1 protein-coding gene is annotated in these 575 nt (G+C 40.5%); it reads right to left on the bottom strand.

The annotated features are described in order from the left end of the window. Positions 1-106 precede the first annotated feature (106 nt). Positions 107-436, bottom strand: coding sequence for a hypothetical protein (locus ACFIL3_RS11085; RefSeq protein ID WP_375682306.1), 330 nt, complete (start codon positions 434-436; stop codon positions 107-109). Positions 437-575: the final 139 nt, after the last annotated feature.

The raw sequence follows: 575 nt of genomic DNA, 5'->3' as shown, positions 1-575 counted from the left end.
ATTGTTTGATAAGCTCTAATCCTTCTTTCGATATCTTTCTCATCTGACGCTCCATAAAAAAAGCCCCACAAAAGTGGAGCTGGATAAAAATGTTTTCTTATGATCTCTATTGGCTATGCTCTTTGATCAGCTGCTCGACTTCTTCAACACGAAAGCCAAGTTGAAAGAGCGGCGCATATTCGCTTTCCTGTAATTCATACTGACAACGCTTTTCTACAAAATCACCATTTGAATCAAACGGCATGGTTGTTGTTAGACAAACCTTATGCGTGTCATCTTCAATCCCCTCTTCCCCTTCACTGAGTTCTTTGACAAAAAACCAATAAAAACGCGTTGTCAAAAGCATCTCTAGCCTTCTTACTGTTTCAACTTTGTCAAAAGAAAGCATGTTCAGATAATCTTGCTTGCTATTTAAATGTTCTGGATATTCTATCATCTACCCCTCCTAAACAAAATGACGCGTATGGCTACATCCACGCGCCGCAACTTGTTCATTTACACCATTGACGATCATGGCGGCTCGAGTAAAACGCCCATTATCCGTTGTATTACTCCAGCTACCACCCCCTAACAAT

Source organism: Bartonella sp. CE47NXGY (genome assembly GCF_042195415.1).
In the GTDB taxonomy this organism is placed as follows: Bacteria; Pseudomonadota; Alphaproteobacteria; order Rhizobiales; family Rhizobiaceae; genus Bartonella.
This window is presented reverse-complemented; position numbering and strand designations above follow the sequence as displayed.

Coding starts and splice junctions, on each gene's coding strand:
- ACFIL3_RS11085 (WP_375682306.1), bottom strand. CDS start 436: ATGATAGAATATCCAGAACATTTAAATAGCAAGCAAGATTATCTGAAC.